This window comes from Sorangium sp. So ce1153, from assembly GCF_051521595.1.
Classification (GTDB): domain Bacteria; phylum Myxococcota_A; class Polyangia; order Polyangiales; family Polyangiaceae; genus Sorangium.
The window spans coordinates 10,409,433-10,433,741 of record NZ_CP150361.1; the positions used below are offsets into that span (position 1 = coordinate 10,409,433).

The window sequence follows — 24,309 nt, forward strand, 5'->3', positions numbered from 1 at the left end:
AACTATGCCCGGTGCGATCAGAGATCCACGTCTCCGTGCGGCCGTTCGCGAGCTTGACCGTAATGAAGGTCGCACGGGTGTCATGCAGGCGGATGTTCAGCCTCGCATCCGTGGTCTCGAACAGCTCTGGCCGATCGACTCCGGCGCGGCGGAGGTGATCTCTGAAGTTCTTCGCCCCGTTGTGCCCTGGCAAGGCGTTGCCCCACTTGCCGACGAAGACGCGTACCTTGTCCGGGCAGATCTCGCGCCACTTGCGGAGCGCGCGCACCACGTCGGGCGAGAGTGCCCAGGCCCGGGGATCGTCCGTCTTGTTCTCGTCGAGAACTACAGCCCCGCGGTCGAGATCCAGATCCGACCATTGGAGTTTGCCGGCCTCATCAGCGCGCATGCCTTCCCGGTCGAGGAAGCCGTAGTAGATCCGGAAGCACAGGGGGATGGCCTTGCACCTCATCAGGCGATGGTCCTCGTCGGGGTAGAGGTACCCCTTCGCCTTCTCATCATCGTTTTTCGGGATCCACCCCCGCGGCAAGGGATTGCTAGCGATAATGCGCGCCGGATAGGTCGCGAGTGCCAATATGCGATGGATGATCTGAGCGATCTTTTGACGCGTTCCGGGCTGCAAGTGCCCTGGAAGCAACGACATCGCGTGATCGGCGTGATCGAGCGTGAAACGCACGAGAGGGACGGGACCGAGCACGTCAAGTACGTGAGCGAGCCTCCTTCTATAATCATCGGTACTTCGAATCGCCTTTACATGATCCGGATACTGCTCGGCGAGCTTCCCGGATAGAACCCGCTCCGCGAAGTCGGCGAAGGTCGTTTCCCCGGTTGCGCGGGCCCGCGCTTCGCCCCGGCACAACTGGTCGATCGCGAGCCGGACATCACGGAGCGCGTTCCCCTCGCGCGCGGCAGCCTGCTCCAGCAATGGCAGGCCGAGCACGATCTGGCCGGCTGTGAGCAGGCGGCCGGCGAGGTCGGCCAGCACCTTCAGGCGCCCGTTGGCTTCGTGCTCGGTCCGGCACGTCGGCAGGCTGAAGGTGCGTCGACCGGCCTCGCCAAGGCTGAGACGCGCGGTCCACGTCTTCCTGCGCAGCCGGACGGAGCCGGATCCATTGGCGCGCTTTTCTCCTGCTGGCATGCCGGGGCCGCGGGCGGCCAGCTTCGGGCGCTCCGTTGTGCTCGCCGAGCCCGGCGAGTCGGCCACGGGTGCTGCTGTCTCCGCCGGAGTGGGGCGTCCGCCAGAACGGCTCGAGCGCAAACGCCGGTCGGTCGATGCCGGTGCAGGGAGGGATGAGGTGGGGGTCGAAGCTGAGCGCTTGGCGCGCGCCCGTCGCTGGGGTACGTCGGTCATGGGTCGGTCTCCGGTGAAGGCGGGGGTCGATCAAGGGCCCGTCCGGCGTTGGTAGCGCCGAGCGGGCCCGCTCTACTTCGGCGGCAGCCTAGCACGGCTTGCGCCTGCGGGATGAACGCTCGCCCGCCCGGTGCGCGGACCTGGGACAGCTTCGAGGCCGGCGGAGGGCAGCACGGCCGCAAACATCACCATCGCGGAGACGCACAACGTGCTCTTGATGGGTGCACCGGGCTCCGGTTAGCCGGCGGGGCCCAGGCCCATGCGGACCATTCGGCCTCCAACCGCCACCCATGACCGGCGACGAGGGAGTGGGCTCGAAGAGCTTACCCTCGAGCTGCCGGAGCGTGATCTGTCTGACCTGGGCACCGCACCCGTTGACCCGCGCGAGCACTCCCCGAGACTGGCGATCGCGGTGGTCTGACATCGATGTGCTTGTTCACCAGATTCACGCGTGCCAACGCGCTCGCTTGCGTCAGGCGACCTGATAATCAATGAGCAAGAAAACTCGTCCGATCGCCCCCGCCGCCGATGGGAATTGGAGCACACCGAGCTCCTGAGCACGGTCACCGTTTAATGACCACGACTCGATCTGGAGAGATCCATGGTACAATTCCGGCCATTCGGAGCTCGCGACGCACGTGACGAACCGGCGCTCGCAGTCGCATCCCGCCCCGTGCGAGTGGCCGTGTCGACCCACCAGGAACTCGACCACGTGGCTGGCGCTGGGCTTCGCCCCCGGCCCCTCGAACAGAAGCTGGAACCCACGAACCCGAACGTTGTGCCGGCCAGAGAGGAACGGGAACATCGCGCGGGTCAGGCGCAGAGAGAGCGCCCGTCGTAAGGGCTCCCGACCGCTGGCCTCCTGGAACGCGTGCCACGCATCGGGAAGCTCGTGCCGGATGTCGATGAGCCGGACGCCGGCGCCGGGGAGGTGTCGCTGCGCGTACCTGTTGGCCGCGTGCCGCAGCACCTCGCCGCCCTCACGCGCGGTGTAATTGAGGTGCAGCACGAAGTCGCCGAGCGTGTCGAGCGACCACTGGTTGTTCTCCGGCGGCAGTTCGACGCGGAAGCGGCTCACCGCGCCGGCGAGTTCGAACGGCAGGTACCGCTCGTCCCTGAAGTTAAGCTCGAAAAGCCCGGAGTCGTTCCGGCCGCTCGACGTAGCGATCGCCTCGGTCGCCGCGTACGCCTTTCGGACCCTCGGGTCGTCCGGGAGCGCGTGGTACCCGTCGGAGCAACCCGGGTCGTCGCAGCAGCGCGCCGGCGGATCGGTGAGCCGCGGGTCCACGCGGGTCACGCTGCTCAGCAGCGTGAGCCGGCAGTGCACGCCCGTATAAGGTCCTGTGACGCATGGAACCGTGACGTTCACGTTCTTGATGCGACGCATATAGTGTCCCGGGTAGTCCAGGTCGAACATCCACTCCGGAATGTCGATCTCGCAGTACCCGGTCATCTGGAGGAGGAGGAACGACGCGGGGAAGTGCTGCCGCAACGAGATGTGCTTCGTCAGCTCGTACTCGCGGCAATTGGCATCAAGATACGCCTTCTCCATCTGGCGCACCGCGGCCAGCAGCTTGTCGCCGGCCAGCAGCGCCTCTTGCAGGTTGTCCCATGCGTCACTCGGTAGGAAGATGCGCGCCGTGTTGCCCCGCTCGTGGTTGAAGGCTTGCTGCGCCTGTCGCGCCTTGTGCAGCGCCAGCTCGTACGACTGGCGGAGAAGCGCAGCGGTCTCCTGTTGCAAGAAGATATAGAGCTCGTGGCTCGTGAACTTGTCGCGGAGAAAGCTCTGCACCTCCTCTGCATTCTCTATCTGTCTCTGATGGTTGTCGAGCTCGCGCAGGGCGGCGTCCCTGCGGCGCTCGGCTGCGAGGATTTGCCGCTCGATCTGCTCGATCTCGATGCCGATCACCTCCACCTGGTGGTGCCACTCCTCCTCGCGTCGCTCCCAGCCTCCCTCCGTCAGGCTGAGCGACGCACCGGTGGACGCGTTGTCGGCGACGGCGTTCAGGATCCTGGCGGCCGTGGCGAACGCCCCTGCGAGCTTGCTGCCGATGGGGAGCTGGTTGAACTGCAGCGGCGACCCCATGATGCCGGCGATGCCGATCCACATGTCCGGCGCGATGCCCATCCCCTGCGCGATCGCCTCGACGACGTTCCCCGCGATACGGGAGGCGATCGAGACCCCGATGAGCATCTCGTAGCCGATCTCGCCAGCGTTCAACCCGTTCGCGATCAAGGTCCTGTAGTAACGGTACCGCGCCTGGGCGCCCTCCTTCGTCTTCTGGAGGGCCTGCACCTGCCAGTCGGCCTCGCGCCACTGATCCTGTCGCACGCCGAGAGCGAGCTGGAGGAGCTGACGTTCGTGCGTCGCGCGGAGGGACATCAGGTACTCGGCGTCTCCCTTCTCGTACGCGGAGAGCAGGGCCGCGCCGAGCCCGCGCACCTCGTTTGCCAGCTCGATCGCCTTCTGGACGAGGAAGCTGAAGCGATAGGCGCTGCAGCAGGAGAGGCACCAATCGCTCTCATCCTCGCAGGCGCTCCCCTCCGTCTGCCAGCCATCGCGGAGGCCGCTGTTTCCGAAATAGGGCATGTCGATGCTTGGCCGCCCGCTCCGCAGACGCCGGCCGTTCTGGCAGTGGTGAACGTGCGCGAGGCGATCTGCGGCGCGATCGTAGAGCGACAGGAGACGCGGGCTCAGCGGCGCAGGTCGCGGATGGAATTGCGCCAGCGTCATCGGGGCCTCGTCGTCCCTGGCGGCGATCGTCAACGGGCGCTGCCCCAGGGCCCTGCGGAGCGTGTCGTAGATGACCGTGGCCTGCTGGAATGCCTCCGGCGTGTTGCGGCACATGAGCGCGTCGCCCCATTGAAGCAACGTCTCGAGGTAGTCGAGGGTGACTGCGCGGCTGCGCGCGAGGGCGTCAGAGACCGGCGTGCTCGGGCAGCACGGGACGTCGTGCTCGCAGCGACCCGGGACCTCGACACCCTCAATCCCGGAGGTGGGGACCTCATCGAGCAGTTCGTGCAGGGGCTCGCGCTCGGGCGGCCGCTGGCGGTTCGGCGGGCACTGCGCCCACCTCATATCGCGCTGGAGCGGATCGAGGACGAGGCCGTACCATTTCAACGCAGCCTCAAAGCGGCAGTGGGCGCGCAAGGTGCCGGCCACCGCCACGGCCTCGGCGAACATGGTCAGCGGCAGCAGCGGAGCGCCCGGCGCGAAGTACGCGAAGTAGGGGTAGACCTTCAGCCCTCCCGGGAAGGGACCATTCGGCGGCGCTGGCGGAGCGGCGACCAGAGGCAGCACCACCGCCGAGTCCGTGGCGAGATCGTAGCGGAAGCCAGGGGGCGTCGGATCGTGGTGGCCGGGCGGCGCGACGGCCCCGGGCACCTCGAACCGGAGGGAATCTCCCGTCCGGCCCATGAATGCGAGCTGCGAGTTCCCGCCCGAGGCGAGGAGCGCCGGATCGATCCGTACGCCCGCGTGCGAGCGGCGAGGCTGCTTCAGCTCGCCGTTGTGGAGCCGGCACCAGACAAGCAGCACCATCGGGCGGGAGTCCCAGTGCAAGAGCTCCGGAAGCTTCTCCGGGTTGTGCCAGTCGGAGAGCACGCCGGCAGAAGTGACGCCCTGATCCGCGTTCTGGATCTCGTCGTCAGGCGAGAAATGCCGCGCATCTTGCAGCCAGAAATAGTATTCGTCGACGACCGGCGGGTGCACACGCCCGCAGTCAGCGCAGCAACCACCCTTGCTGTCGGGGCGCCGAGGCGAGAAGCCGGTGGACGCGGGCGGAGTACCGGCCGCCGCTACCCGAACGAAGCGCGTCCCGAGGCGGACGGCTGCCTGGATCCAGAGCGGAAGCCGCTCGAGCGGCACAGGCAACGGGGCGGCGGTGGCGTGGACGAGGCTCCCGCCCTCCTGCGGTGCGAGCTCCGCCGAGACGACGCGGATCGGAGGCTGGCGGTCGCCGTCATGGCGCTTATCCCGAGGGCGCTCACCCTCGCCGGGCTCGTCGGGGGTCGGCGCGCGGCGCATGCGGAACAGCGGGGCGAGCCACGCCGGCCGTGCATGCCGCTCCGGGGTGCCCAGCAGATCGAGACCCTCTGGCCCCGGTCCAGGGGTCAGGATCTGGATACCGGCGGGCTCGCGGGTCTGCAGCAGCGTAAGCCCGGGGTAGGCAGGCGGCCTGCCGCCTGGCCAGTACGCGAGGCCTCCGGGGGCTGGCACGGTGAGGGTCGCGCGTCGCAGCTCGTTCTGAAGGAAACGGAACGCCTCCGTGCGCCTGGCCTTCTCGATCTCGTCCCAGACGATCCAGCTCTCGCGGTACACGGACCGGCGCGCGCATGTCTCCCAGGTACGGAACGAGGCGAAGTGGCGATCCCAGAGGAGCGCGAAAGCCGATGAGATCACGAGCGCCGGCTCCAGCCCTAGGCGCGCCCGCTGGACGAGCTTCTGGACGGCGCTGATCGCCTCTTCGATCCGGCTCGCTCGCTGGCATACCCCGACCTCGACGTCCTGGAGCAGGAGGTCGCTGAGATCGCGCGGTGCCGTCGCGTGGCCTCCCCACGGGAGCGCGACGCGGCTCATGCCGCACAGGTAAGAGAGCAGCGCAGCTCGCGCTCGTTCTCGCAGCCCGTTGTTGAGTACCGAGACATCGTCATAGCGGCGCGGATCCCCGTTCTCGAAGCTGCCATTCCTGACGAACAGTGTCAGGTTCGAGTTCCCCGACTCCGGCGGTGCTCCACCGACGGCGGCGAGATCGTCGGACGCCCAGAGCGCCGGACGCGCCGACCCGATCCACCTCGGGAAGAAGTGCTTCTTCAGGGTTCTCACCCACTTCTCGGCCTGCCAGACGCGCAGGGCCCAACGCTCGTCCTCGAGCTCGGGCGTCTGGATCGTGTGGCTCGTGGGCGTCGCGTGGTAGCTGAGCACGAGCGGCGCGTGGCGGATGTCCACGCCCAGGTGGCGCACGAGCTGCGGCGGATCGTCCGGCTGCCGCTCGGATGCCTCGTAGAAGAGGAGCCACGCGGGACGCTCGCGCGCCGCGCGCGTCTCTCTCCGCATTACGGTGTAGTCGTGGACGCGTTCCCACCAGTCGTAGAGAGCGCTCTGTCGCTTCGCGCTGGGCGCCTGGCGCTGATCCTCCGCCGAAGGAGGCGGGTGGTACGGATCGGTCACCGGGAGCAGGTTGAAATCGAGGTAGGCGCGGTGAACACCGAACGTCGCAGGGCCTGTCCTCGGGTGCGAGGTCCCGAGGAATACGCCGCCATGATCGAGGATGTAGCCAAGCTCGGACAGGTGTCCTCCAGGGACGGGCCGCGCGGACAGGGCAAACTGGTGCGCGAAGAGGACCGCCTTGAAGGCGCGCTGGTACGTGCGGCGGACGTCGCGGAGCGTGCTGGTGTAGAGAGCGTCGAGGTACGCCGCGGCGGCGCCGGACAGGCGCAGGCCCGCGCTCAGCGTGCCGGTCTTCAGGTCGCGGAAGAGCCTCTCGTGGGGGATCACCACGAGGCGATCGTCGCTGTCGGGTCCGGAGTACTTGACCTCGAACCCCGCGCGCTGCGGGCAGATCTCCTCGGCCGTGGCGAACGTCGGATCCTCTTGCTCGAGCTCCACCACGATCTCGTAGGCCCCGCGCCGCAGCGACAGCGCGCCCGAGCAGGCGTCCGGGGCGTCTTCCCCTTGCCAGCGGCGGTTGAGCAGGATCCACTTTTTCTGCCCCCGTTTCAGGGTAAGCCGCCACCTCAGTCCTTTGGCTGCGTGGAAGTCCGGCTCCTCTCCGTCGGGGTTGGGCGCCCCCGCGTGGAACCGGTACTGGCCCGGCTTCTCGACCATCAACACGCCGCTCCACCGCACCGCGAAGGGCTCCGCGCCGCCCAGCGGTTCGCCGTTGACGTCGCGCAGCGCGAACCCATTGCGCACGACGACGAACCGGAGCTGCTCCGGTGTCAGCGCGAGGCCCAGAGAAGGCACGATGACGGGAACCGGCGCGTTCCACTGGTTGCGCAGGGCGCCGAACGCGCTGAGCGAGCCGCCCACGTCCCGCCAGACGGTGGTGTCCTTGACGCGGAACTCGGCCAAGAGACCTGTCCCCACCACGCCGAGCAGCGCCGCGAACGCGCCGCCGTGGGGCAGCGGTCCCCACGTGACGCCCGGCGGCGCTCCGGCGTCGTGCTCCCACGAGGCCTTTCCGAGGTTCTCGTCGGCGAGCAGGTGCCGGAGGATCTTCCTCGCGACGGCATCGCCCTCCGCGTGCTCACGACCCGTCTCGGCGGCGACGTGCGCCGCGAGGTGCTGCGCGACGAGGCGGCAGCGCCGGTAAAAGCGCGCGAACTCCTGGCGGAAGTAGGACCAGCGCGCGGCCTCGTCGGGCTCGTGGGTCAGCCGGTCGACGGCCTCGCTGAAGTTGCCAAAGACGAGCGCGAGCCGCGCGAGATCTGCGCGCGGCGCGAAGTACAGGCTCTGGACTGCCGCCTGCTCGACGGGGGTGAGGGCCCTCATCTCCTGGAGCGCCTTCGCCACGGCGTCGTCCCGCAGCGGTACTTGCGCCCAGAGCTCCTCTGTCGCGGGGTCGTACTGGAACGGGCCACCCGGCGGCGTATTCCACATGAGGGGGGATGTGGCGGCCGCGGCGAGCGGCAGGCGGTACTGGCGCGCCTTCAGCGATACGGGATGGCCGGCGCGCTCGAGCGCGGAGGGAAAGAAATGCTCGCCGAGCGCGATGAGAGGATCCGGAAGGCTGGGCGTCGCGGCGAACCCCAGCTCTTCCCGGTAGACCTGGACGATCCGCGCCCAGGTCCACTCCTCGGCCGCCTCGTCGCTCCTCGGCACCTCCAGCAGCTTCCGACGAAGCTCCCAGAGATGGTGGAGCTCGTCGTCCTCGGGCAGGTCGAGCGGATCCTCGCGCGCCTCGTTGGCGTCCGCCATCCGGAAAGGATCATCCCCCGCGAGGTGGACCTCCGGCGTGAACAGGAACAGGACCTGCCCCGCCGTGAACCCCGAAGCATAGATCTTCGTCAGCACCTCCACGAAGCGCAGCGTGCTGGACGGGCGCGCGTTCCAGGCATCGGTGGCCAGCGACGGATTGAACCCGGCGAGGCGCGAGAGCGGGGCGAGGTTGTCTGCGATGAGCTTCGTCAGCTCGGGAGCGCGACGCAAGCTGCGATTCTGGGCCTCGGCGCGGGCGTCTATCCGCTCGAGCAGCAGCGCGATGGCCCAATTCCATTTCGCGTGGGCGGGGCCTCTCCACAGCGCGAGGAGGTGCGTCCGGTCCGCGCCCGTCGCGCCCGGCGCCGGCGCCTCCGCCTTCTCCGACAGCGGCAAGCCCAGGAAGTCGCGCAGCATGAGCAGCGCCGCGAGCTCGCGCAGGAAGCCCGGTTGGATCGCGTCGCGCTTGAAGAGCCCGAGCACCTCGGCGATGTCCCGGAGTTGTGCGAACGAGAGCTTGGATCCTTCGATCTCTTGCAACCTGCGCCACAGCCGGATGAAGACCGCGAGCTTGCGCAAGGCGACCAGCGGATCGAGCGATGCGATGAAGTCGATCTCGAGGTTGTCCGGGCAGCAAGGCAAGCACTCCGGGAACTCCCGTGACGGGCCCTTGCGAACGAAGGAGACGAACCCGGATCGCCAGAGATCGAGGAGCTGGCAGTAGGTCAATCCCGTGCGCCGCAAGAACTCGGGCACGAGGGTGACGATCTTCGTCCACGGAACACCGTTGACCAGATCGTCCGGGAAGCCATAGAGCTCCCGCAGGAGCAGCTTGCCGGGAGCGGGCGTGGTGGCGATGTCCTGGCTATAGAGCAGCTCGTACTCCTTGAGCGAGATCTGGAGGAACTCGAGGGCGATGGGGAAACGCACCGGGTAACGCCAGAGGTGGCGCTGGAAGCCGGCGGGCTCGTTCGCCGGATCGAGCACGAACTCCGTGATCTGTTCGCGGAAGGTCCGCATGGCAACGAAGCGGCTCGACCCCAGCGCGCGCAGGTACGATCGGTTGATGTCGAGCGCCTGCGGGTAGGGAAGGAGCGGGGCGGTGAAGTCGGCTTCGAGCTTCGCGTAGGCCCCCGGGCGCTCGACGGGCACCGCGGGGGAGGAGTGCTCTGGGAGAGCAGCAAACAGCGTCTGCGGATCGTGGAGGAACGGCTCTTCCTGCACGCCCGGAGGAACCTGGCCAGGGCCGCGGAGCCTGTGCCCCGCGAGGACATCGGCTGCCGTGTCGTAGACCGCGCCCGAGGCTGCTCCCGGAAGTCCGTCCGCCAGCGCCTCCAGGCTCTCGTTCACGAGGTCGATCCTCGGCAGCGGCGTGACGAGGTTGGCGCGCGTGGCGCGCAGGCTCCCGAGCGAGCCGCGCCGGCTTTCGAGGAGGGCAGCCAGGCCCGGTGCGCGTTCGTCGCCCGGCTGCGGGAACGGGGCCTCGCATGTCGACGCCGCCGTCACGCACAACATCTCGGCCAGGTACGCGACCGGACCGAGCGGTGAGAGATGCTCCGGAGGGATGCAATCGACGAGCGATCCGCCTGGATTAACAGGCTGGAATGTCCCGGGGCCGGGCGCTGCTGGTGGAGGCGTCGCCCCGGACTTCGCGTAGATCGCAGCAGCTTGCGCGTAGCCGACGGTGCCGGCCAACGCGTCCTGGAAGTCCTCCGGCGACAGCCCCACGAGGTCCTGCGGGCCGGTGATCCCACGCGCGAAGAGCGCCTCTATCAGGGAGAACTGCAGCTCTTGAGCGCCGATCCCCGAAGTCATCTGGAAGAGATCGTTGATCGTGTGAAGGACCTGGGAGAGCCAGGCCCGCGCCTCCGGATCGGCGGGGAAGACGTCGACGATGGCCTGGTCGACCGCGCCGTCCAGGGCGCCTCCGAACGTGAACTGCGCACCGACATGAGCGAGGTAAGCGTCCGCGAACGCCGCCAGGACATCGCCAGGGGACATGTCCAGGGTTGGCGGGGACGTCGGGTCGGCGCCGGTCGAGGGGACTGGGGCCGCCGGTACCGAGAAGAACTTCCGCAAGTGACGGATGAACGCCTCGGCGCGTTCCTTCGGGGTCCCCGGCTCGGTGAAGGGCGGCAAGAGAGCGGCCTGGACAGGCGGGCCCAGGAACAACCTTCTCCATTGCTCATCGGTGAGCGCGACGAGGTCCGAGACGCTGGCCACGTTATGCGGAGGCGCCTTGATGGCGGCCATCAGCACGAGGTGGTTGTCGGTGATCACCCGGAGCAGGAGATCCAGGTAGGCCGCGGGCTGGGCGGCCGCCTCCGGCACCCAGAAGCTCGCCTCGATCACTGAGGTCGAGCCGGCGTAAGCGAGCCAGTCGGTCACGAGGGTGGTGACCGGCGCTGCGACGGTGATCTCCGCGGCGGACCCCTGCGACGCGCCCAGCGCGCGCAGCCGCCGCGCGGCCTGGGCGACCTGGATGCCCGGCGTCGCCGGCATGACCGTGAGCGGCGCGGCCGGCATGGCGATGACGCCCGCGTCGACGCTGGCCTGGATCTCGCCGGCGACGCGCGCCTCGCGCTGCAGGCGCGCCATCTCGTAGCGCTGCTCCGGCGCCACCGCCATGGGCATCATCGCGCCGAGCGCGTAGAAATAGGCGGCCGGCACCACAAACGATGGATTCAACGCCCCGGCTTGGGTCAGGATGACCCGCGCGCCGGCGCGCTCGGCCCCGGTCGAGGCCCCCGTGATGATCGGGACGTCGAGTCCCGCCCGGCTAGCCTGCTTGCTCATGATCTCACAGGCGATCGCCGCAGATGCGGCATACACGAAGCCGGCCAGCCTCAGCGCTTCCACGTCATGTGTGGTCTGGTAGCCGGCGAGCTCCGCCTCGAACTGCTTCCGCTCGCGCTCGAGCTTGTCCTTGTCGGCGCTCGGATCGATGGGGGGCATCGTGTACAGCGCCCCGATGGAACGGGGTGGCTCCGGCGGAGGGTACAGCGCCCGATTCCACACGATCTCGGCGGCGACCTGGCGACTCTGCGCCGGGGTAAGGACAGGAGCTTCGACGAGCGTGGCGCCCGCGCCGCCCGGATCTTTGGCAAGGACGAGGTCGATGGCCTTCACCAGATCATCGAACCTCGGCGGACGTCCGTCGGCCGGCAGATCGACGTAGGCGAGCGACGGGTCGAGACCCACGGTCGAGGAAGGGAGCGCGATGAACGCGCTCACTGCCATGCCGAAGTAGCTCGTTTGGTCGCTGGACAGCGCGACGACGTCCGTAATAGTGACGTTGTAGTGGAAGGCCTGATTAACGAGGCCCATGCCTCCCCGCGTGATCTCGAGCCGGATGTCGAACGACGTGCCCGAAGGATACTCCGGATGACCGGCCGGAGCGTTCACGACGATAACTGCTGTCGCTGCGGCCTCGAGGATGCGGACCGGCACCGGCGGCCCGGGTGGCACGAAATCTACGTAGTGCTGCAGGATCGAAGTGTTGTTTACGTCGACGCTGTTGTCGGTCGTGCTTGGCAGGTGAGGATCGGCCAGGCCGCTGGCCGTGCCGATGTGGACGCCCGTGACGCTGTCGCCGAACGAGAGATCGAACGCCTTGATGGTGAGAGCGGCCAGGAAATCCCGGAACGTCGCTCCGTCGATTGGCTCCACGGGATGGAGCCGCAGGATGATCAAGCTCGGCATGACTCAGTCTCCTTCCAGGCACAACGTGCTATGCGTCCGTCGTCTCCGCATATATGGCATGTAAATCAATAATCTTAGTCGATGTGAGCGAGAATGCACATCGTGAACGCGTAAAATAGATCAGTATGAATCCGTGTACCACGAGCACCGTACACGGGAGAGGTACTCACTTGTGATCGCATAATCCGCCGCAGGGCCGCCGTATTCACAGGCACGCAAAAATTGATTACGTCATTGTTATAATGCTATTCGTCGGCGCGCTGCATGCTCCGTCAGGATTGAACTGCGAGGAGGATGATCCCAAGAATGTGTGCGGCTGCGTTCCAGTCTATGGTAAGCAGCAATAACGAGCGCCACAACGACCGAGAGCAGCATCGTTGCTATGGCTCCCTCGAGAACAAACTTTCTTCCAAAGATCCAGAGCAGCGCCAGATATAGCGCTACCAGGATCGCCCAGGCGCCAGACGCATACAATGGGTCATTAGTTGCGAATAACAGAGGGATACCAAGCAGGATGCATACAATTGTTATATGATACCAGAAAAATCGGTTGTCGTCGCGGCCGTCCATTGTCAGGCTTTCTGTTTGCGACCCGATAGATTCGTTGAATCCAATCGGCGCATTGCTCAATGTGAGCCGAATCTGCCAAAATCGTCGTTAAAATCAAATTGCGGGTTAGCGTTCTCTTCGAGGCCATATGTCCAGACGCCTACCTTTGCGCCTCCGTAGATAAGCGAGTCGATTCCATAATCGAGCAACCACTGGTGGGCAAGCTGCCCAGCGTACTCTCCGCGTGTGGCCATTCGGAATGCTCCACGCTTGAAGATTTCGCCTCCAACGAATTCTCCTGTTTTTAGATTCACTGAGCCCAGCGGTGTCATACGCACTCCTGCAAAGCGGCGCGCGCCGGAGAACAATCCGAAGAGTGGGGGACGACCGAACCATTTCGCGCCCTCTGCGCCGATTCGCACCTCGCCGGCAAGAGATCCGGGGACGAGTGTTGCAACATTACGCCCTAGCTGTGAGGTGGGCACTCTACTGGCGTCGAGCGCGAAGACGCCCCACTTGGATCCTACCTTGGCCATGTCACCGGCTCCTTCAATGGCCGTCCTCGCTTCAGGAGTCGTGAGGTGAACGACGCTGCTGCTAGCCTCCCTGGCCAGAGCTTCCTCGCCTGCCTGCACGCCCACGTTCCTAGCAGCAATCTCCGTGGCTTCTTTCATGGCGGCTTCGCCCACCGTCTTGGCAAACAACTTTCCGGCCGCCGTGACTAAAGACTTTACCAAGAAAACATCAGTAACCGCCAATGCGGTATACAGTGTCGCGCGACCCCAGTTTCCCCCCTGAAAGTGGTGTATCGCTGAACGGCCTGAACCCCAGATGGGAATTAAGCTCTCCAAAAGACCAGGCTCGCCCACGGTGCCATTGTCGTGCTGTGTCACGGGACGTTGGGGCTCAGGCGCGGACGTGTTCGAAGCGGGCGACATTATATCGGGTTCGGGGGGCAGCGGCGAATAGCGCTCTTCGTTCGGTAGGCTCCGCTGCAATGTTTCCTCGCGCGGTGTGGGAAGCGTCGGGTCAATGCATGACTGCACTGTTGGCTCGCACTGCGTGCCGCTTGGATCGGTGTTGAGCAATGGATTGTCACGAGTGTACGCGTATAAGTTCGTTCCATCGACCATGCCAGCCGGATCGGCGCTCACCCACCTTCCTACCCACGGTGCATAATACCGCGCTCCGTGGTGATTGAAGCCTGTCTCCTCGTCGCGCTCTTTGCCGGTGTAGCGGTAGCGCTTTGGACTCACCTCAGCAGTGCCACGCCCGATCTGTAGGGCTGTGGTGCCGTAAGAATGATATTCCTCATAGGAGATCATTTTGCCGTCAGCGGCCAGTTCCAGGCTGGCAGACCCTAGGTGGTTGCTGAGCTGGTAACGCTGCAGCGGCAACGCCGCCTCGGTTCGGTTGCAGTCCTCGACGGTCTGGGTGTCAACCAGCGCGATGCGCTGCTTGTCGTCCATAATGTGCAGCGATTCGCGCTCTCCCGTCACGGTCGCGCCATCGCCGCTATATTCGCGGTACACTTCGAACCCACCGATGTAAATGCGCTCCTTTAGACGATTCCCGCTCTGCGACGCGATGACCTTGCGCACCCGCTGGCCCGCGGCGTCGTACACGTAATAGGCAGTGCCGCCGCCCCCGAGGTCCACCTGGCGCAGTTGGTCCTTGAAGTCCCAGACCATGGCCGCGAGGTGCGGCATGGCGACGATATTCCCATGAGCATCATGGGCGTAGCGCTCGAATTGAGCGCCTCCATCGCTCAACGCCATCCGCGTCAGTCGATTGTTCTTCTTGCCGGTTTCGAGGACGCTGTCCTCCTCATAGTCGTAGCGACGTGTCCAGCCGCCGCGGCCGGCAAGGTGACGCAGCACCTGGAAGTTACCGACGGCGTCGTACTCATATTGTTCGGTATAATTGCGCAGCGCTTTCGAATCGTTCGGATGCGCACGATGCCCGGCGAATGGGTGGTCTCGGCGATTCCCGTCCGCGGTGCTCTCGTATGCTGTCTGCCCGATGTGCTCGCGGCCGTGGGCTACGATCAGGCGGTAGAGAGCGTCGTAAGTGTAGCGGCCCACCGCCTCGACACGCTGACCATCGTGGAACACGGCCTGCAGCGCGGCGTCTTCGATCTGGGTCAGGTTGCCAGCGGGATCGTAGGTATAGCGCAGGTGCTGCACCACGGCCGCGTCCCGGAACAACTGCGAAGCAACACCATCGAAGCCGGACGATCGCGTCGTCCGGAGACGCCTCAGGCGGAAGGTCAGCGGATCGTAGTCGTAGATGGTGCGCGCGCCGTTACCGTAGGCAATCCGCTCGCGTTGGCTCCTCGCATTGTAGTCGATACCCGTGACGAAAGGCGTGAACTTCGTCCCGCCACGCAGGCGCACGTCGACCTTTTCGAGCAAGTTGTATTTGTTGAAGGTGGCACGGTAGACGCTGCCATCGGGCGCCGTCGAGGTGTACGGACGGTTGAGGGCGTCGTAAGTCGTCCGTTCGGTGAAGCTGCCGTCGTTCGCAGCGGGGCTCTGCTGCCAGTCCACTTTGTGCGCGTAGCCCGGCAAGAGGTCGCGCCGGCTCTCCAGCAGGTTCCCCTTGAAGTCGTACGCTTCACTCGTGACGATGCCCGCGCCATCAAATACGCGGTACACGCGAGTGCGATGATTTTTCCCATCGCCGACGCCCTCGCCATACACAGTGCGTTCGGCCAGCCGCTCGGTGCCTTCTTCGGTGACGTACAGGCAGGCGGGACGGCGCAGCTCGTCGTACGCCATCCGCCGCACGAAGCGGCGGCTGTCCCAAGCGCGGACGGTCTTGCCAGCGGCGTCGTTGAGCGTCCATCGCTCGCCGGCATCCATATTCGCCTGATGGACGCGAGTGCCCGAGAGATCGTAGTCGTAGCGCATGACGACCCGCCCTTTGGCGTCGATGACGGCGCGCTGGTTCCCCTTGATGTCCAGTTCGACGCGCGTGACGTAGCTGTCTTCCATGACGGCGCCGCTTCTGGCATACCGATTATGTGCGACAGTCGCGAAGGGGCGGCCGAGCGCGTCGAAATGCGCGGTGGTGGGGGTGTCGGCGTGTACGTTGGCCTTCTGTGCTGCCTCGCGCTCGGCCGGGCCCATCTGACCGTCGATGCGCTCCCCGTACCAGGTCCGCCAGTTCCGCGCCTGCATCGTAAAGTACTCGCGCACGAACCCGGCGACGTCCGGATCGGTGCGCGGGTCACCGGTCTGGCCGCCGCGGGCGGCAATGGTATCGTTCACGTCGAAGGTCGTCTGGTGCCACGGGCCGAAGACGACCTTCTCGTAGGTGTGGTTGGGGTGGAGCCTGGCGATCACACGCAGGGCCGGGTCATAGAACAGCACCGCGCTAACGCCCGTGTCGGTCATCTCGCGCTCCGGCTCGAACAGGTGTGTAGCGCTGAAGAACGGCTCGTATTGCTTGACCGGCTTGCCTTTGTTGTTGAAGACCGTACGGCCGGAGCCGATCCAGCGGCGCGTGGCGCCGCTCTGCACGAGTTTACCGCGGGCGTCACGAGCCAGGTCGCCGGGCCGGACATCCCCGGTGGGGAGGACTACCGTCTCCGTGCGCTCGGGGGCGTTGCCCGGCTCCGCCTGGACCTTCTTCTGGATCTCGCGCCCGAAGCCGTCCGAGTACGCGATGCTGACCTGGATCTTGCTCTGTGCGCCCAAGAGCTCGTGGACGTGGCTCTCGCGCGCTAGGGTGGCGGCGAGGGGTGGCTGGCCGGCGCGCCGGTAGCGATCCAGATCGTACACGATGCGCGTGGTCGCCTTTCCTAGCAGCGATGCTGCCCTCTGCTCTGGGCTGGCGAGGAAGGCTTGCACTTCCGGCAGCGCCGGGTCGAGCTCGACGTCGTCGATGAGGTCGCCGAGGAACTCGCCCTCCTTTCCCATGACCGCGGTGGCCACCACCATGCCCAGCGTGTCGAAGGCAGCCGCAGTGCGGTTGCGGTTGGGATCGGTGAGGAGCCGCGGGTGCAACACGCGGTAGTCGTTCTCCGCTGTAACCGTGTTGTCCAGCGCGTCCTTGACGCGTATCACGAGCAGATCGTGAGGATCGTAGTCGACCACGGTGCTGTGGCCGAATGCATCAGTCATCTTGCGCGGCAGGTAGAAGTGCCGGCGCGCCGTCAGGAGCTCCCGCGCGGCGGATCGCGCCGGGTCAGCGACGTCTGATTGCGGATCGAAGAACGCTCGGCCGGACGGGATCCACCAACCTCCATCCATCCAAAAATATCCGCCTTGATCCTCGGCCTTGCCTTCCAGCAACGCGGCGGGATCCAAGAGCAGGCACTCGTCCGGCTGCCCGGCACGCCTGCGCTTGAAGACGTGTGCGAGCAGGCCCGGGGTGAGCGCGAGCTTGTACGTCTCGCCCGGGAGGGCCAGGCGCTCGACCTGACCGAGCGGCGAGAGAGCGGCCAAATCGTCTCTCCGGTACAACGTGCGGGCATGCTCGACGAGACGCTTCTGTCTCGTCGCGTGATCTCCCACGTCCTCATACGGGATTTCCGCGGCCGACCGCAGTAAGGCGAAGTCCTCGCGTGTCCACTCGTCGAAGCAGAAACGTGCCGTGCCACCCTCCGGCGTCAAGCCCGTCACCTCGTACGTCCGCGTCTCGGCCGGGACGGGCGCCCGGTGATGGTCGGCCCCGCGCTCGGCGTTGGTGAACCGGTTCTCCGTCCAGGTAATCAAGGAGCGACCCTGGTTTTCCAGGTCTGCAGCGGTCAACGCCGGATCTGTCGAGTCCGTGCGGCGGCCGTAGGCAATGGCGACGGACCGGAGCACGTTGCCGTACTCGTCCACCTCCAGCGTCAGCGCGTGGGTGACGCGCGGATCCTTGGAGTTGCGCTCGTAATGGTACTGGAGAGATTCGCGGGAATGGGTGAAGAATACCGCGTGTCGGTTGCCCGCGAGCGATTGCAGGCGCACCACGGTGAAATTTTGCTCGACCACGGTATAAGGAATGTCGGCCTTCTCCGCGCCATCCAGCGCATAGACCTCCTGCCGCAGCATCGCGCCCTTGAGCGCACGGCGGGCTTCCTGCGCTTCTTCCATCGTGAGACCGGCTGGCAAGACCGTGTCGGGCAGCAAGCGCCGCCGGGCCTCGGCGTCGGTCAGCCCTGGCTCGCGGTAGTACTCTCCACGATCGCGCCAGTCGAGCAGGCCGGCGAAGAAGTCGGAGACGTGATCGCCGCCCACGTGGACGCCCGTGTGGAACCACGTCCTCGTGAGGAGCGGCGGCACGTGGGACACGACGTCGAGGTTGGTCGTCTGCGACAGGTCGCTGTCGGCTGCGAGCGCGGCAAACTCCTCAGTATCCCACTGCTCGACCATGCCAAAGCCGCGGAACTCCCGCTCTTCGCCGTCGAAGTAGCCGTGGTGGTAAGCGTAGCGAGTCACGAAGCGATTGCCGCTTATACGGTCGCGGGTCTCGACGCGCTCGACCACGTGCACCGGGAACGGGAGCCTCGTGAGCCAGGGCTTGCCCTCGTGCTTGTCTCGCAGATAGAACTTGGTGGACGGCGCGTAATCGACGTGCGTCTCGGCGCCGAGATTGTTGACGGCCTTGACAAGCAGGTGCGGCTTCTTCCCGCCCATGAGGTCGACGTAGCGCATCTGCCGTGGCGTTTCGCTCGGCAGGGGGGAGGACCAAACCAGGCACGCCGTGCCGTTCCCGAGCAGGTCGATCACGACGATGCTGGCGAGCTCGTCGATGCGCGGGAAGACACGCAGGCGCTGCGGCGCGCTCCAGCCGTTCCCGGCCTGATTGAAGTAGAGGCGCACCCCATCGCGGTGCAGATAGATGATGTCGGTCGTGCCGCTGCCATCGATGTCGGCGAGCCGGATGCGGCTCTGGTCGAAATGAACGGGGTGATCGAAATGGGGCGCATGGTCCATGGTGATCTTGGCACCAAAACGGCCGTGACCGAGGTTGGGCCAGTAGCAGACCTCGCCGTTGCGGATGCGTACCAAGTCGGTGAGGCCGTCGCCGCTGACATCCGCGAGGTAAATCGACTGGGTGCCGTCTGCGAAGACTAGGCGGGGACCCTTCTCTTCGTCGAGCGCCTGATGAACGCGACGCGCCGGGCCGAAGCCTTCTTCGCCCAAGGAGGCGTGCCAGACGAAGGCGTCGTCCTCGCTGATGAGCGCCTCCGCGCGGCCGTCCCCGTCGAGGTCGACGAACCGGAGGTTGGGATCATCCGCGTCCAGATGGAGGCGCGAGGTGAACGGGCGGAACGGCTTCCAGCCTTCCTCGTCGTCGTGCTCGTAGAAACCAGGCGCGGGGCCATTCAGGACGACTACATCGGGCTGACCATCGCCGGCCAGATCCATGATCTGCGTCGCCCCGCCGGCCAAGGCCACATTGGGCTTCGCAGCGACGAGCTCAGACGGTCCGAGGCGGGCCCGTCCGCCGCCGAGGGGGCTCCAGTTGCGCTTGTAGAACCAGGCCCCGGCCTCCTCGACGAGGACGCCGGGGACACCTTCGCCGTGCAGGTCGATCCACCGGTAGTTGATGCCGTCGAGCCCTGCAGGTAGGTTCTCGAGGTTCGCGGCGTCCACCTCGTGCAGCGTGTCCTGCACTTGGGGCTGTGTGTACTCGTATTCGACCGGTGGCAGGCTGCGCCTCGTGTAGCCGCCCTCGCGCTTCCGGTACCCGGTCTGCGTGACGGCGCGCAGGAATGTGTAGACGGGATTCCTGGCGCTCGCGGGATCTTCGTCATGGGAATACGTGAAATTGGTGGAGCGAACCAGGCACTCGTCACCGACGCCGGCCTCGCCAGTGAAGTGATGGAACATCAATATCCGGCGGCAGAGCCTTGAGGTGCGCACCTCGAATCCCGCGCGGTAGGACGCGAACGCGTCGCTCCGGAGGAGCCACGCGCCGGGGTCGTCTGGGCCCGGCGTGTCTGCGTCATGCTCACCATAATCGAAGACAACCTCGAACATCCAGCCGGCGTCCTGGATCTGCATGGCTGTCAGCCAGCGTGGCCGCTCCCCCGCGCTGTCCAGCAATGGTACACGATTGCCGTAGCGGATGCGCTTGATGTAGCGGTTCGCCGTCCGCCGCAGATCATCGCGGCCGCCGCGGTTGCGCTCGCAGGCACGGGCGAGATCCACGCCGACGCCGTCCTCCGGTTTGTACTCGTAAATGACGGCATTGCCCCTGTCGTCGCGGGTCTCGCAGATGAGCCAGGTGAAGACGCGCAGTGGATCGGTCGGGTCCGCGACGCGCGCGTTCGCGTCCTTGCCATAGAGGGTCAGGATGTTGTCGCGAGAAATCGAACGCCAGTGGACGTCGCCGTCGGTCTGCCGGGTCCAGCGCTCGATGCGGGCGAACAGCCCCTCTACGCGAGGACGGTAACGGTGAATGGTGTAGCCCGGCGCGGAGGTGGTGTCTGCGAAGCGGCTGCCGTCTTCGGTGAGCAGCGGGACCAGATCTTCCGCGCCGGACAGGATGAAGACGTCGCTCTCCTCCGCATCGCGGTACCGGGGCAGCCCCTTATCCGTCTTGCGGGTGATCTGCGGCATGCCGAGCGACCAGCTGAACCCGAAGGGACCGTTCCCTGCGCCGGAGTCGTAGGTCAGCGAAAGCTGCGGCCCGAAGCCGGAGCGCCCGGGGCTGATCGCGATGGGCAAGCTCATCGAGCCGGTACCGCTCACCGGGTTCGCGGTGAATTTTTCGCCGATTCCGCGAATAGCGCCACCGCCCTTCGGCAATGAGATCGAGGGCGTTGGAGTGTGTTCGCCTTCGGTTCGACCTGCTGTCTTGTTCGGTGAAACCATTTCCATTCCTCTATATCATCACGCCGTCTGTCGCCAACCTCGCCCATGCCGGGATCCTGCCGACCACCATTCACAGAACGTCGCAATCAGTCGAGACACGCGGATTATCGGCGTAGCCCCGCACTTATGCCGCGAATCGTTGCACCCTGTCTCGGAAGTCCGGCGAGACAGTTTGCCCTTCACCGCCGACCGCCACACCTCGTGGAGCACACGGATGTCCGACCCTACCCAGTCCCTCACCCCCCGCCACAGGGATAGAAGCGTAGCTCACGGTCGACCCGCCTTGTCAAGCCTCCCGTAGAAGGCGACAGGTGAGCCGAGCGATGTGGGCGGGGTGATGACGTTGGAGAGGACGGCGACGGCACCAAATGGCCGTTGATCTCGTCTGCCTTTACAAGGGATGCGGTCACCTCGCGGCGTCGCCGCATACGCGAGGCACACCGAATGGGCGCGTGGCATAGCGGTTTCGCCCATGGTTCGATGCCTCAATGCCATGATCACCACGCTCACCACGGTGGTGCGCCCAGAGTCGCGATTTTTTGTTGACAAGTGATTGCTCTTGAGCATGAGCTGGATCGTTGTCGATCCAAATGCCTCTGCGTGCGAGAAATCAAGGCATATATCGACGGACAGCCTGCGGTTCGCTTATTGTCAGGGACCGGGCGCGATCCGAAGCGGCGGTCCCTGACACGAGCGGTGGGTTTGACTATCGGCCCAGGCTTGCTCGCCCCTCCGGTGCCAGCGGCAGCCCAAGCAGCCGACCAATCGTCTCGTGAACGACCCCGGGCTGCCATCTCTTCCCAAGGGCAACGGTATGGCTCAGGGGGGCAGGCGAGCGAGGCAATGACGGCGGCTTGAGGCGACACGTCGCTCGTCGCGAACTCCCCATGCCTGGGGCTCGCCGGTTGAGTTCGGGTTGGGGCCTTGCCTTCTGAGGGGGTATGATCCGTCGTCACGCCACCCCAAAATCTCGAGGGCTCCAACGGTTCGCGACGGTTCGCCACCGCAAATTCGTCCGTATGGTTCTTCCCTGGGCTTACCGTCGCCTCCGCCGGACGCTCCGCTTCACCCAGGCTACGATCAGCTTCGCCTCCTTCGGCGTGAAGCCCCACTTTGCGCGAGGTCCTTGGGAAAGCTTCCGACCAGCAGGTAGCTCCCTCCCGAGGCGCCTGCGGATCGTCTGCATGGAGCACGTGGCCCGGCGCGCCAGCTCCTTGAGCCCGACGAGTTCCGGCTTCGGGCCGAGCCGGGTCTGCTTCTCCGAGCGCCTCATGAGCAGCGCCGCGGGTTCGTTGGGCCAGACGAGGCCCTTCGACCCGCGTGGCGCCTTGGCCAGGAGGCGCGATCCGTCGTCAACCTCCCGAAAACCCGCGAAAGGCGATGGAGCGCACCTTTTCACCCCTCGTCCTTGGCCGTTGAAGTCCTTGCCTGGGATCGCGGCCGCCTTCTTCGGATGTGCCGCTTCACCCACGCGACGATCTGCTTCGCCTCCTTCGGCGTGAAGCCCCACCAGGCGCGGGGCCCCTGGGAGAGCTTCCGACCAGCAGGGAGCTCCGCTCCGAGGCGCCTGCGGATTGTCTGCATGGAGCACGCGGCTCGGCGCGCCAGTTCTTCGAGCCCGACGAGCACTGGCTTGGGGCCGAGCCGGGTCTTCTGCCGGAGCTCGTTGCGGAGATCCTCGACCTGCTCGGGGGCGAACACCCGCATCTTGCGCGTCCCCTGACGGGGGGCGGGACGAACGCGGCAGGGATCGAAGGCGAGCGCTTCGCACGCGCCCGCCACCGCTGGGCCAGCTCAGTCATGGGTCGGTTTCCGGTCGCGTCGAGGCCGATGAAGCGCTCGCCCGGCATTCTCAGCGTCGGACGAGCCCACCCTGCTTCCGCGGCAGCCTGCTACCGGTTACGCCGTCGGGAGGAGCTCCCGCTCGGCCGGTGCGTGCGCATGGGACGGGCTCCAGGCCGGCAGCTGCCAACACGGCGGCAACGCCCGTGCCCTCGTCCGCCTCTGCGTCACGGCGCGACGCCGGGTCACGGGCCAGCGCTTGGAGGTAGGCAACGAACGCCTCGCGCTGGACAAGGCGCAGCTTGCCGAGCTTCGTGACCGGCAGCGGGAAGCCCCGCCCGCGGATCGTGTCGAGGAACACGCGTGCCGGGATCCCGGTGACCGACTCGACGTCCTTCTGTGAGAGCATCTCCGGCTGCGGCGCTGTGAGCGTGAGCCCCTCCAGCGGGATCGCGAGCGTCGCCGTTGCCGTCGTCGCGGGAGGGGCGAGCCGCCGGGGGCTGCCCGGGCCTCTGGCGGACACCTCCGGGACTGTCCTTTCGACCACGCGCATGCGGTTGTCTGCCTGACGAAGAGCAAGGGGTGCCGATACACGCGCGAGAGCCGCTCGTGTCATGCTGTACCTCCATCCGTGTTGGGTTCGCGCGCACCCATCAATGGCATGGTTGTGAAGCTCAAGATCGTTGTTGGTCCCAAGTAGTCCCGCGCAGGATCCGATCGTACGGCAGACGTGCATGCCGATCGCCCGAACGTGGGCTTGGGACCGCGGGCGTCCCGCGCTCCGCTGCCTCCCACGCGGCGCGCAGGCTGCTGGCAGCTTTTTCTCCCCTCTCCATCGGCGGCGCCATTCGCTTCAGCGCCTCCAGGCGCGCAGCCTCCAGCCTCGACCGGCGCGGCGCCGTCGCCCGGCGCTTCTCGACGAGCTCACCGAGCACCTGCGCCGCGCGCTCCCACTGCGCCGCCGCCCCCGGCGCGTGCGCGATCCTTCGCACGGCGTTCCAGGGTGCTTCAAGCTGATCACACAGGTTGCCGATCTCGGGGTGCAGCCGTGCGATCGCGCGCAGGTGGCACCGGGTCTGCTTGTTCATCTGGAAACACTCTTCCAGAACGTGGCTCGGCGCGCGGACAACTCCGCACGCGAGCGCGTACCAGCGCCGCGAGCTCATGCGCCTACAAAAGCACCGAAACACGAACCTGCCAGAGCGAAGCCTTCATTTTCCGTTCAACTTTAAAGAGCGTTTAAGCGAAGTACCAGAGCCGGCTCCTGGCGAGGGCGGCGGCATTAAAGTGTGATGTAGCGTGCGACCAAGAGAACGCCGGTTCTCACGTGGCACCGTGACCTGACTGGCATTCGCTGGGGCCCGATCACGTGACCTCGGTGTGCGGGGTGACCCCGCCGGCGATCCCACGGCCCGGCCGTCGAGCGGGGCCAGGTCGCCCGGCGCCGCGGCCGCGGATCGCGCTGGCGTCCACCTGGGCGAGCTCCGCCTTGCGCCAGCCTCCCGCCTGGACGAGCTCCTCGGCCCCGTGCGCCGCGTTCGCGCCCCGCCGCGTGCTCGGCTCAACGCCCAGGCCGCCCCGGTCCGCCGGGAGGAGCTCGCGCCGCGCCGCCCGGGCCGCCCCGCGGTCGTGCCCGCCGCGCGCCGGAGACCCTCAGCCAACCCTGCGCAGAATTACCAAATCGACCCCTTCGCGACCCCCCAAAATCGACCCCTCGGGTGCTCCCTCGAAGCGGCCTAACTGCGCGTCGCCAGAACGGTTTCCCCGCCTGACCAGATCCCGGTAACTCGCGACGAGTTACCGGGTCGTCAGAATTACCGTTTCGGGCCTCCTCACGGGCTCACGTTCATGCTCCGTCCCGAGCCCGAAACACCACGACAACGGAGGGTCGCATATGGCAGGAGCAGCTACCCTCGCGCCGTTGGCCGCTTCAGACGCGCGATCGTCGGGCCGCGCTGGACGCGAGCGCGCCGCCGCCGGCGTCTAGCTAGGCCCTGGAGCGCCAGCGCGCCGCCGCGGGCGTCGAGGCGGCCGGCGTCGAGCTCCTGGAGCCGCCAACTCGACCGCCGGCGTCGAGCTCCTGGAGCGCGAGCGGATCATCTCCTCCAGGTAGGAGCGCCGCGCGAGCTCGGGGCCGTCGCCGTCCACCTGGTCGAGCTCGGCCACGTCGCGGCGCTGGACGCCGGCGAGCT

General features: G+C 66.5%; 6 protein-coding genes and 1 pseudogene. All 7 read right to left on the minus strand.

The annotated features are described in order from the left end of the window. Positions 1 to 25 precede the first annotated feature (25 nt). Positions 26 to 1,351, minus strand: a pseudogene (locus tag WME85_RS37630) (tyrosine-type recombinase/integrase); the annotation flags it as partial. Between the two features lie 472 nt (positions 1,352 to 1,823). Further along, positions 1,824 to 11,972 carry a neuraminidase-like domain-containing protein gene (locus tag WME85_RS37635; RefSeq protein ID WP_437827895.1) on the minus strand — a complete coding sequence of 3,383 codons (10,149 nt, stop codon included), beginning with the start codon at positions 11,970 to 11,972 and terminating at the stop codon, positions 1,824 to 1,826. 626 nt (positions 11,973 to 12,598) lie between these two features. After that, a complete protein-coding gene (locus WME85_RS37640; RefSeq protein WP_437827896.1) occupies positions 12,599 to 20,341 on the minus strand; it encodes a SpvB/TcaC N-terminal domain-containing protein in 7,743 nt (2,580 codons plus the stop codon). A 261-nt stretch (positions 20,342 to 20,602) separates the two neighbouring features. After that, positions 20,603 to 20,902 (minus strand): hypothetical protein, encoded by a 300-nt coding sequence (locus WME85_RS37645; RefSeq protein WP_437827897.1) that lies wholly within the window; start codon positions 20,900 to 20,902, stop codon positions 20,603 to 20,605. Between the two features lie 828 nt (positions 20,903 to 21,730). Further along, positions 21,731 to 22,042, minus strand: a complete 312-nt coding sequence (locus WME85_RS37650) for a hypothetical protein (RefSeq protein ID WP_437827898.1) — start codon at positions 22,040 to 22,042, stop codon at positions 21,731 to 21,733. 145 nt (positions 22,043 to 22,187) lie between these two features. Next, complete coding sequence (locus tag WME85_RS37655) at positions 22,188 to 22,670, minus strand: hypothetical protein (RefSeq protein ID WP_437827899.1); 483 nt, start codon at positions 22,668 to 22,670, stop codon at positions 22,188 to 22,190. 121 nt (positions 22,671 to 22,791) lie between these two features. Then, the gene (locus tag WME85_RS37660) at positions 22,792 to 23,283 is read right to left on the minus strand and encodes a hypothetical protein (RefSeq protein ID WP_437827900.1); all 492 of its coding nucleotides are present in this window, start codon (positions 23,281 to 23,283) and stop codon (positions 22,792 to 22,794) included. Positions 23,284 to 24,309 lie beyond the last annotated feature (1,026 nt).